Source organism: Streptomyces sp. MnatMP-M17, assembly GCF_900091995.1.
Classification (GTDB): Bacteria; Actinomycetota; Actinomycetes; order Streptomycetales; family Streptomycetaceae; genus Streptomyces.
This window is the reverse complement of record NZ_FMDK01000289.1, coordinates 1-10,672: the sequence shown is the minus strand read 5'-3', so window position 1 is coordinate 10,672 and position 10,672 is coordinate 1. Positions and strand designations below refer to the sequence as shown.

Annotated in this window: 8 protein-coding genes; all 8 read right to left on the bottom strand. The window is 67.3% G+C overall.

What is annotated here, in order from left to right:
- Window positions 1-49: 49 nt before the first annotated feature.
- A complete protein-coding gene (locus GA0115259_RS13745; RefSeq protein WP_093595863.1) occupies window positions 50-844 on the bottom strand; it encodes an O-methyltransferase in 795 nt (264 codons plus the stop codon).
- An 83-nt stretch (window positions 845-927) separates the two neighbouring features.
- Window positions 928-1,827, bottom strand: coding sequence for a dTDP-4-dehydrorhamnose reductase (gene rfbD / locus GA0115259_RS13740; RefSeq protein WP_093595860.1), 900 nt, complete (start codon window positions 1,825-1,827; stop codon window positions 928-930).
- Window positions 1,824-2,810 carry a dTDP-glucose 4,6-dehydratase gene (gene rfbB, locus GA0115259_RS13735; RefSeq protein ID WP_093595857.1) on the bottom strand — a complete coding sequence of 329 codons (987 nt, stop codon included), beginning with the start codon at window positions 2,808-2,810 and terminating at the stop codon, window positions 1,824-1,826. Before rfbB ends, rfbD begins: the two co-directional genes overlap by 4 nt.
- Entirely contained in the window at window positions 2,807-3,874 is a 1,068-nt protein-coding gene (locus GA0115259_RS13730; RefSeq protein ID WP_093595854.1) for a glucose-1-phosphate thymidylyltransferase, read from the bottom strand. Before GA0115259_RS13730 ends, rfbB begins: the two co-directional genes overlap by 4 nt.
- Window positions 3,875-4,112: 238 nt before the next feature.
- Window positions 4,113-5,354, bottom strand: a complete 1,242-nt coding sequence (locus tag GA0115259_RS13725; protein WP_093595851.1) for a glycosyltransferase family 2 protein — start codon at window positions 5,352-5,354, stop codon at window positions 4,113-4,115.
- 193 nt (window positions 5,355-5,547) lie between these two features.
- On the bottom strand, window positions 5,548-7,656 hold the full coding sequence (locus tag GA0115259_RS13720; RefSeq protein ID WP_093595848.1) for a hypothetical protein: 2,109 nt from the start codon (window positions 7,654-7,656) through the stop codon (window positions 5,548-5,550).
- A gap of 134 nt (window positions 7,657-7,790) precedes the next feature.
- Window positions 7,791-9,296, bottom strand: a complete 1,506-nt coding sequence (locus GA0115259_RS13715; protein WP_093595845.1) for a bifunctional cytidylyltransferase/SDR family oxidoreductase — start codon at window positions 9,294-9,296, stop codon at window positions 7,791-7,793.
- Between the two features lie 287 nt (window positions 9,297-9,583).
- A partial coding sequence (obgE, locus tag GA0115259_RS13710) for a GTPase ObgE (protein ID WP_093595842.1) occupies window positions 9,584-10,672 on the bottom strand: 1,089 nt, incomplete at its 5' end.

The window sequence follows — 10,672 nt, the reverse complement described above, 5'->3', positions numbered from 1 at the left end:
GGCCCGAGCGATCCAGAATCGCTCGGGCCCCTGCCATATGCGCTTGCCGTCAGCCGCTGATCGCCTCGATCTGCTTGCGCAGCGGCGCGAACGCCGACCGCGGACGGCGCAGATTACGGGCGCGCGACAGGCCCGTCCAGAAACCGGCGCCGAGCAGCGACTCGGGCCGTACCGCGTTCTTGCGGACCAGCACCTCGTCGGGCACGTTCTGCGGGTCCGGTACGACATACTCCTCGATGATCTTGTCGTACTTGTCCTTCAGTACCGTGCTCTCGGGATTCGCGCCGAAGATGGCCACCACTCCGGTCGGCTCGGTGTCGACATCGACCACCAGCAGATCGGGACGGAAGCGCCGCAGCACCTGCGCGACCTTGTAGACGTCGCCCGCCCAGAACTTGGTGTGCCGGTCGCGCGCCGCCTCGTCCACATCGCGCGGCAGCATGTCGTCCAGGACGATCACGCTGGACCAGCGGGAGAGCTTCTCCACATTCATGAAGTCGCGCAGCGCGTACTCGAAGAGGTGCATACCGTCGATGAACGACAGCTCCAGCTTCGGGTCGCCGCCGAGGAGATTGACCGGGTCCCGGCGGGCCAGCGCACGGAACGGATTGCGGCCGTTGCGCAGATGGATCAGAGGATCCTTGCGGGCGAAGAAGTCGTCGCTGGTGGCCTTGACCAGATGGACATCGCAGCTGATGTCCGTGACAACCCGGAACGCCGGGTCGACAGCCACCGACGGAACCCGGGACAGTGCCAGGCTGCGCCCGTCATTGACCCCGATTTCCAGATAGTTGCGGGGTTTGTACACACGGTGCAGTTGGCGCAGGAAGCCGTGGCGATCCACGTAAGGGGCCCTTCACTGAGAATCAAAAAATTGGGGATTGATTCTCAGTGAACTTAGTGGGAACGGCGGTTGTACGTAAACATCTACTGGTCAGTAACACCCGATTGGCGCTCTACCGCAACCAAGGCGGGAAACGCCTCTTCCAGGGCCGCCCGCCACTCCCTGATCGGTTCGATCCCGGCTCGCTTCCACCGCTCGTGTCCCAGCACGCTGTAGGCGGGCCGAGGCGCGGGCCGTACGAAGGCCTCGCTGGCCGTCGGACGGACCCGCTCCGGGTCCGCGCCGAGCAGCCGGAAGATCTCCCGGGTGAAGCCGAACCAGGTCGTCTCGCCGCCGCTGGTGCCGTGGTAGATCCCCGGCTCGGCGACTCCTTCGAGCGCCGCCGCGCCGAGCCGTACCAGCAGCTCTGCGAGATCGCCGGTCCAGGTCGGCTGGCCGCGCTGGTCGTCCACCACGTCCAGGGTGTCCTTGACGGACTCCAGCTTGATCATCGTGCGGACGAAGTTCCCGCCGCCCGCTCCGTACAGCCAGGCCGTACGGACCACATAGCCGGTCTCCGGCAGCGTGTCGAGCACCGCGCGCTCGCCGGCCAGCTTGGTGCGGCCATAGGCGCTGCGCGGGCCGGTGGCGTCGTACTCGCCGTACGGCGTCTGTCCGTCACCGGCGAAGACATAGTCCGTGGAGACCTGGATCAGTACGGCGCCCGAGGCGGCGCAGGCCTCGGCGAGGACCCGGGGCCCGGTGCCGTTGACCGCCAGCGCCTCGGCCTCCTTGGCCTCGGCGTCGTCCACGGCCGTCCAGGCCGCGCAGTTGACCACCACGGCCGGCGCGTAGGTCTCCAGCGCGGCACGGACCGCGTCGGCGTCGGTGATGTCCAGCGCGCTACGGTCCAGACCGGCCGCACGCTCTCCCGCCGCGGCGAGCCGTGCCAGCAGATCCCGGCCCAGCATCCCGCCGGCGCCGGTGACGAGCCAGCCGCTCACAGCGCCGCACGTCCCTTCAGCGGCTCCCACCAGGCACGATTGTCGCGGTACCACGCCACGGTCTCCGCGAGGCCCGTGGCGAAGTCCTTGCGAGGCGCGTATCCCAGCTCCGTACGGATCTTGGCGCAGTCGACGCTGTAGCGGCGGTCGTGGCCCTTGCGGTCGGTGACGTACTCGACGCTGGTGTCCCAGTCGGCTCCGCAGGCCTCCAGCAGCAGCCCGGTCAGCTCCTTGTTGGAGAGCTCCGTGCCGCCGCCGATGTTGTAGACCTCGCCGGCCCGGCCCTTCGTACGGACCAGCTCGATGCCCTGCACATGGTCGTCGATGTGCAGCCAGTCGCGGACATTGCCGCCGTCGCCGTACAGCGGGACCTTCTTGCCGTCCAGCAGATTGGTGATGAAGAGCGGGATGACCTTCTCGGGGAAGTGGTGATGCCCGTAGTTGTTGGAGCAGCGCGTCACCCGCACATCGAGGCCATGCGTGCGGTGGTACGACAGAGCGATCAGATCGCTGGACGCCTTGGCCGAGGAGTAGGGCGAGTTGGGCTCCAGCGGATGGGTCTCCGGCCAGGAGCCCTCGTCGATGGAGCCGTAGACCTCGTCGGTGGAGATATGCACGAAGGTCTTCACACCGGCGCGGTGCGCGGCGTCGATCAGGGTGTGGCTGCCGACCACATTCGTACGGACGAACTCGGCGCCGCCGTCGATCGAGCGGTCCACATGCGACTCGGCGGCGAAGTGCACCACCTGGTCATGCTCGGCCATCAGCTTGGCGACCAGCTCGGCGTCGCAGATGTCGCCCTGGACGAAGGCGAATCCGGGATGGTCGCGGACCGGATCGAGATTGGCCGGGTTGCCCGCGTAGGTGAGCTTGTCGAGCACCGTCAGCTCGACATCGCCGGGGCCCTGGGGCCCGAGGACCGTACGGACATAGTGCGAGCCGATGAAACCGGCACCGCCGGTCACAAGAATCCTGTGGGTCATGAAGAGATCTGCACCTTGCTGTGGTCGCCGAGGACGAGTCGGTGGGCGGACGGGTTGCGGGGAGCAGGGGTGATCTCGACATCGCGGCCGATCAGCGACGCCTCCACCCGGCGTACACCGGTGAGGGAGGAGCCCCGCAGAACGATGGAGTACTCGATCTCGCTGTCCTCGATCCGGCAGCCCTCGGAGACCGAGGTGAAGGGACCGATATAGGCGTCGCTGATCACCGTGCCCGCGCCGATGATCGCGGGACCCACGATCCGGCTGCGGGTGACGCGCGCGCCTTCCTCGATCCTGACCCGCCCTATGATCTCCGTCGCCTCGTCCACGGATCCGTCGCGGCACGGCTCGACGGTCTCCAGCACCGAGCGGTTGACCTCCAGCATGTCGGCGACATTGCCGGTGTCCTTCCAGTACCCGGAGATGGTCGTGGAACGGACGTCGCGGTCCTGGTCGATCAGCCACTGGATGGCATGGGTGATCTCCAGCTCACCGCGCCAGGAGGGCTCGATGGAGCGCACGGCCTCATGGACGGCCGGAGTGAACAGATAGACACCGACGAGCGCGAGATCGCTCTTGGGTTCCTTCGGCTTCTCCTCCAGGGCCACCACCCGGCCCTCGGCGTCGAGTTCGGCCACACCGAAGGAGGTCGGGTTGGGCACCTTGGTCAGCAGGATCTGCGCGTCGGGCCGCTCCTGGCGGAAGCCGTCGACCAGTCCGCTGATACCGCCGACGATGAAGTTGTCACCGAGGTACATCACGAAGTCGTCGTCGCCGAGGAAGTCACGGGCGATGAGGACGGCGTGCGCCAGCCCGAGCGGCGCGTCCTGCTGGAGATAGGTGACCTTTATCCCGAACTGGGAGCCGTCGCCGACCGCCTCGCGGATCTCCTCCGCGGTGTCGCCGACGATGACGCCGACCTCAGTGATGCCCGCCTCGGCGATGGCCTCCAGGCCGTAGAAGAGCACCGGCTTGTTCGCCACGGGCACGAGCTGTTTCGCGGAGGTGTGGGTGATGGGGCGTAGACGGGTGCCCGCCCCGCCGGACAGTACGAGAGCCTTCACGATCCCTATCCCATGCTGAAGATGTCCGATTGCTGAAGATGTCCGATGCTGTCCGGGCGTCGCCCGACAGCATGATTTTACCTACGATTTCCGACACGGCCCGCCCTTGGACACCTTGACCGGATAGTTCAGGCCTGGAGTGGCGCTTGAGCGTGCGCCCCGATTCAGCCGTGTGTGCGGGCGCACGCAGACATGTACGGGTGTGTGCCGGCGCGTGCGCGGGCGGGTACCGGCACCCTCAGGACGACGGCAGCGCGTAGCGCGTCCACCGGGTCCGTACGCGCGTACGCACCCGCCGTGCCACCCGGATCAGCAGCGACTTGCGCCAGCGCGCGGCCCTGGGCGCCTCGATACGCTCCAGGCCCGGTCTGCCCACCCAGTCGGGCACGGTGACCTCGTACGAGACGTCCTTGAGGCCGGTCGAGTGGTCCCCGAAGTGCGGGAAGGCGAGATACGGCGTACCGGCGCGGCCCTTGCGGACCACCTCCGGCCTGGTCTCGGCCTTGATGAAGTCGAGCATGTCCCGGAGCAGATCGAGCCGTCCCAGGGCGACACACTCCAGCCGCAGCCGCTCGCCGACCTTGATACGTCTGGCCACCGCGGGAGTCCAGTAGCGGGCCATCAGCGGCGCGGCCAGCTCCATCTTGTGGCGCTGGATCTCCTCCGGCTGCTTCATGAGCCCGTGTGCGAACTGCTGGATCAGCCCGACCGTAAAAGGTCTGACCATCATTCGGTCGCGTTTGGGGCCCGCCGGCACCAGTTCGGCGATGAGCGCCATCAGGGCGCCCGTGGCCTCGAACCGCAGCGCGTAACCGCCGGTCTTGGTCACATGCTTGCCGTCGTCGCGGCCGACGAGGTAATAGCAGGTGTAGTCGGAGATCACCGAGACGCCCTTGCCCCGGATGTACGCCTCCATCGTGAAGAGGGCGTCCTCGCCGGTCTTGAGAGTCTCATCGAAGCGCAGCCCGAGCCGTTCGAGCAGCTCGCGCCGGAAGAGCTTCTGTGCGCTCAGTGTGAAGATCACCTGTGAGCTGTAGATGTCCACGCGGTCGGCCGTACGGGTCCACATCGAGCCGGGAGCGCCTCGGTTCACGCCCACGATCTTGCCGAGCACCACATCCGTACCGGCGCGGTCCGCCATGGTCACCATGCGCTCCAGCGCTTCCTCGCCCAAGTAGTCGTCGGCGTCGAGGAAGAACACATAGCGCCCTCTGGCCAGCCCCAGACCGACATTGCGCGGCCCGCTGGGACCGCCCGAATTGGCCTGTCGCACCACTCTGGTCGGGATGGCGGTGCGCGCCGCGAATTTCTCCAGATACTCGCCTGTGCCGTCGGTCGAACCGTCGTCGATGGCAACGATCTCGATCCGGTCGGCGCCTAACGTCTGGGCCTCCACCGATTCCAGGCAGCGGATCAGATAAGGCATCGCCTCATACGCCCCGACGATCACGCTTACGTCAGGAACTTGCTTCTCGTTCATCAGAAATCAAGACAATCGGCATCGGATGTTGGTTGTCTTGTCACGATCTCCAGTATCCGTGATGCGCATCACAGTTGGCGTTCGCCGCGCCGGAGCAACACTCAACTCCCTTACGGAAAAGGCCCGGCAGCGCGTCCGAAGACGCCCTGCCGGGCCTGACCACCCGTAACCGCCGCTGAGAACCCGGCCGGACTCAGCCCCGTACCGGCGAGTCCAGATCGTTGCTCTCGGGAGCGGAGTCGTCCGGCGCCGCGGCCTCCTCGGGCCCTGCCAGCCTCTGTTCCACACCGACGTTGCGCGCCTGGGCCTTCGCCGCCAGCGCGCGCGCCGCCGCGTTGAACTGCTCGATCGAGGACGGCTCGTCGGGACCCAGCAGATACCGCTTCAGCTCACGGCGGTCCGCCGCCAGCCGGTCGGCGGCCGGATCGGTCACCGCGTCGAGCAACTGGTCCAGTTCCTTGGCGCTGTTGGAGAGGATCACGGCGGCCCGTACGGCGGTGTTCTGCCGCTTGAACTCCTCCGCGCCGAGGCCCGCCGAGTCGGTGACCGCGTACGGCTTGCCGCTGGCGATGAAGTCCGACACCACGCTGGAGATGTCCGAGACCATCGCGTCCGACTCGTTGAAGCAGTCGTACAGCCGTGGCTCGGCACCGGCGATGACACGGTGCTCCCACCAGCCGAAGGAGCGCCAGTACGCGGTGTTCCATTCGTCCCGCAGCCGGGTCAGCTCGGCCTGCCGCGCCGGATCGGCCTTGGCGTCGCGCGACTCCTCCGCCTCGTCCCGGCTCGCGTCCGCCACTCCGGACAGCTCGCTCAGCCGTGCCTCGATCCTGGCCAGCTCGGCCCGTGCCGTACTCCGCTCGGTGCCGAGCTCCGCGCTCCGCCCGGTCCAGCGGGCATCGGTGGCGCGCTCGGCGGCGGCCTTCTCCACCAGCGCGACGATCCGCTCGTGCACGGCCTTCGCCTTGGCGCTGCGCGTACCGGTGAAGGGATGCGGCTTGTAGAGCACCCTGACCGGCCGCTGCGCCGACAGCAGCCGCTTGACGATGTTCTCGCCGGCCAGCAGCAGCGAGGTGTTGCCCGGGCTGTCGTCCCAGCCCTCCCAGGTGGGCGCGTAGAGCACCGTCGGGATCGGATTGCGTGTGGAGCCGGAGCCGCTCGCCGGCTCGATCGGGGCGAGCTGCGGACGGCCCACCTCCACGATGTCCTCGTCGCGCACTCCGACATCGGCCAGCGCGTAGCGGTCGCGCCCGGCCCGGCCCGCGGTCCACACCTCGTCGTACGCCTTGCTGAACGGATTGACACTGGCGAGCTTGTCGCTGTCGCCGTGCCCGATGAAGACATGCCGCATGGTCGGGACGCGCAGCATATGGATGTTCTTGCCGACGTTGGCCGCGTAGAGCGCGACGCGTACGGTCGACAGATCCAGATTCATCAGATGGACACCGCCGGGCACACAGAGCACCGGTACGGCCGTCGGGCCGAGCTGCTGCGCTATCACCCGCTCACGCAGGACGATCACCGGCCGTCCTTCGAGCTGGTCCATCGTCTCCAGCCACATGTTGACCTGGTACGCGGACTCCTTGGAGCCGGAGAAGTAGAGCATCACGGTCGGCTTGTAGTCGGCCAGCCAGCCGTCCACCGCCTTCAGCACCTTCTCGGCGGACGGTACGAGCCGGCTCGGGCGCAGATACGGCAGCAGGGCCATGACATAGCCGACGGCGAGGAGCACCGAGAGGCCGAGGCCCGCGTAGCCGTAGAGGTTCTCCCTGGTCTCCAGGGCGAGCAGCACTCCCACCATGGCGAAGACATCCAGATGGAGCATCTTCTCGGCCGAGCGGTTGAGCAGCCACGGCGGCGGCGCGTCCGGGATCCGGATGGCGCCGAGGTCGATGTTGCGGGTGACCACGGGCAGCCTGCGGCGCAGCCTGAGCAGGGTGACGATCGCGCCGTGCGGTGCCTGGAGCCCGTAGAACACCAGCACCGCGACCACGGTCACATAGAAGATCCGGTCCTGGCCGAGTCCCGAGCGCGCGACCAGCAGCACCAGCAGCATCTGCCGGATCAGAAAGCGGATCGACAGACCCGCGCGGACCTTGGCCAGCCGGTTCACCAGATAGCTGCCGCGCTGATGCAGGAAGGTGTCCGCGAGATAGGTCACCGCGGCCGACACCGCGAAGAGCCAGAGATGCGGAATTATCGCGGCGAGCATGACGCACGGGAATGCGATTCCCAGAAGTAGTGCGGCTGCCAGCTCTGATCCGCTGCCCACCCGGGCCAAGCGAATGGCTGTCGAAATCACGGAAAACCTGCTCCAGACCGTGCCTGCTGTTGACCTTGCAAGGGAATTGTGAAGAAGGGATCTGACGAACTCGGGCCTCCGTGATTCGCACGTCGGCGACCACAGAGGCCCGTATCAGAGATTGTCAGGAATTATTACACATCTTCCTGACGGTCCAGTACGGCGGCGAGTGCCTGCTCGAAGTCGGAGGCCTCGGAGGCGCCACGCGTCGGGTCCTGCTGGCGTACGTCGATGACATGGCCGGTCAGCTCGGAGAGCAGCACGTCGAGCGAGGTCCTGGCGACCGCCTCGGAGGACAGCAGCGAGCCTTCGGGCTCCTGGCCGAACGCCTTGGTGCGCATCGGTGTGGCCGTGCGCTCCGGATTCACGCAATTGACCCGGATTCCATCGCCCGCCCATTCGTCGGAGAGGGCCTGGGTGAGATTCACCATGGCCGCCTTCGTGGAGGAGTACAGGCTGTATTCGGCACGGCCTCGCGTGTAACTGCTGGAGGTGTAGAGCAGCAGCTGGCCCTTGGTCTCGGCCAGGTATTTGTACGAGGCGCGGGCGATCTGCACCGGCGCGAGATAGTTGACGTTCAGCGCTTCCTGAATGGTGGTGTTGTCCGTCTCGGCCAGCTTGCCGATACGCAGCACGCCCGCGGTGTTGATCACGTAATCGATACGGCCGGTCTCGCCATAGGCGCGCGAGAGCGCGTCGTCGACATGCTCCGGGTTCTCGACATGCGTACCGGTCGTGGAGCGTCCCAGCGCGTACACCGTGGCGCCGAAGCTCTCGGCGAGCTGGGCGATGTCCGCGCCGATGCCGTACGAGCCGCCGAAGACGACCAGCGTCTTACCGGCGAGCAGCTCGCGGTAGGAGTCGTCGGAGGACTGCTGAGGAGCGGCGGAGGAGGCGAGCTGGAAGAGCTTGTCGGCGATGAAGACATCGACCGGCTGCGTCACCTTCATATTGAACTCGTCGCCCGCCACGACATGGATCGGCACGTCCGGCAGATACCTCAGCACCACCGAACAGTCGTCGGTCGCCTGGAAGTTGGGATCGCCGGCGGCGATCTCGTACGCCCTGCGGATGGTGGAGAGCTTGAACGCCTGCGGCGTCTGGCCGCGCCGCAGCCGGGACCGGTCGGGCACGTCCGTGATGAACTCGCCGTCCTCGCCGTGCGTACGGGTCACGATGATCGTGTCCGCGGACGGGATCGCCACATCCACGGCCTGGTAGCGCTCCAGCGCGTCCACACAGTCCTTGATCACATGCTGGGACAGCAGCGGGCGCACGGCGTCATGGAAGAGCACATTGCGGTCCTCGCCCGCCGCCAGGCCCTCGCCCAGGGCCGCGATGGCGCGCTCGGTGGTCTCGTTCCGGGTCGCGCCGCCTTCGATGATCCTGCTGACCTTGGCCAGTCCGGCCTTCGCGACGATCTTCTCCACATCGGGCACATAGCCCGGGGCCATCAGCACGATCACCTCGTCGATCGAGTCGCTCCGCTCGAAGACCGACAGTGTGTGCTCGATGACCGCCTTCCCCGCGATCTTCAGCAACTGCTTCGGGATCGACAGACCCACACGCTGACCGGTGCCGCCCGCCAGGACGACTGCGGTGGTACGGGGCTTCGCGGGCGGCGCGGAAGTTGGAGACACAGAACTGACCTACCTTGCGGGCTCAGAGGATGAGGCGATGGTCCCACCCGCGGCAATCCTCTTGCAAGGTGGACCACAGCCCTGCGACATCGGTACGCAACCCCTGATTCACCTGGGAACACTAGTACACCCGCGAACCCACGCCGGAAGGCGGGCGTGAGGGAAACCACACGAAAGGGGCGGCCACGGCGAAAACGCCATGACCGCCCTGTGGCCGTGTACGGCCGACTGCCGGTTCGTCCTCCATCGCCGGACGGGCCAGGAATCAGCCTGTCCGGCGATTGAGGTCACAGACCCTGGAAGGGCTCGAACGCGTCGTACTCCTTCTGCGCCTCGTCCCGCTCGGCGTCCCGGTCCCTGCGCCGCTGCGCGGCCGGGCGCGGCGCCTCCAGCCGGTGGTCCTCACCACGGCGGCCGAGCATCTCCGCGCCCGCCATCATCGTGGGCTCCCAGTCGAAGACGACCGCGTCGTCCTCGCCGCCGATGGCCACACCGTCGCCCGTGCGCGCACCAGCCTTCATCAACGCGTCCTCGACACCGAGGCGGCTGAGCCGGTCCGCGAGATAGCCGACGGCCTCGTCGTTGCTGAAGTCGGTCTGGCGCACCCAGCGTTCGGGCTTCTCACCGCGCACCCGGTAGATCCCGTCGTCCTCCAGGGTGACGGTGAAGCCGGTGTCGTCGACGGCCTTCGGACGGATGACGATCCGCGTCGCCTCCTCCTTCGGCCGGTCGGCACGGGCCTTGGCGACCACCTCGGCAAGCGCGAACGACAGTTCCTTGAGCCCGGTACGGGCCACGGCCGACGCCTCGAAGACACGGTAGCCGCGCCGTTCGAGATCGGGCCTGATCATCTCGGCGAGATCCTGGCCGTCCGGGATGTCGATCTTGTTGAGGACGACGACCCGGGGCCGGTCGCCCAGACCGCCGTACTGCTTCAGCTCCTCCTCGATGACATCGAGGTCGGTGAGCGGATCGCGGTCGGACTCCAGCGTGGCCGTGTCCAGCACATGCACGAGCACCGAGCAGCGCTCGACATGACGCAGAAACTCCAGCCCGAGACCACGGCCCTGGCTGGCGCCCGGGATCAGTCCGGGCACGTCCGCGATGGTGTAGACGGTCGAACCGGCCGTGACCACGCCCAGATTGGGCACCAGTGTGGTGAACGGATAGTCCGCGATCTTCGGCTTGGCCGCCGAGAGCACGGAGATCAGCGAGGACTTGCCGGCGCTCGGATAGCCCACCAGCGCCACATCCGCGACCGTCTTCAGCTCCAGCACGACATCACCGGCCTGGCCCGGCACGCCGAGCAGTGCGAAGCCCGGGGCCTTGCGGCGGGCCGAGGCCAGCGCGGCGTTGCCGAGACCGCCACGGCCGCC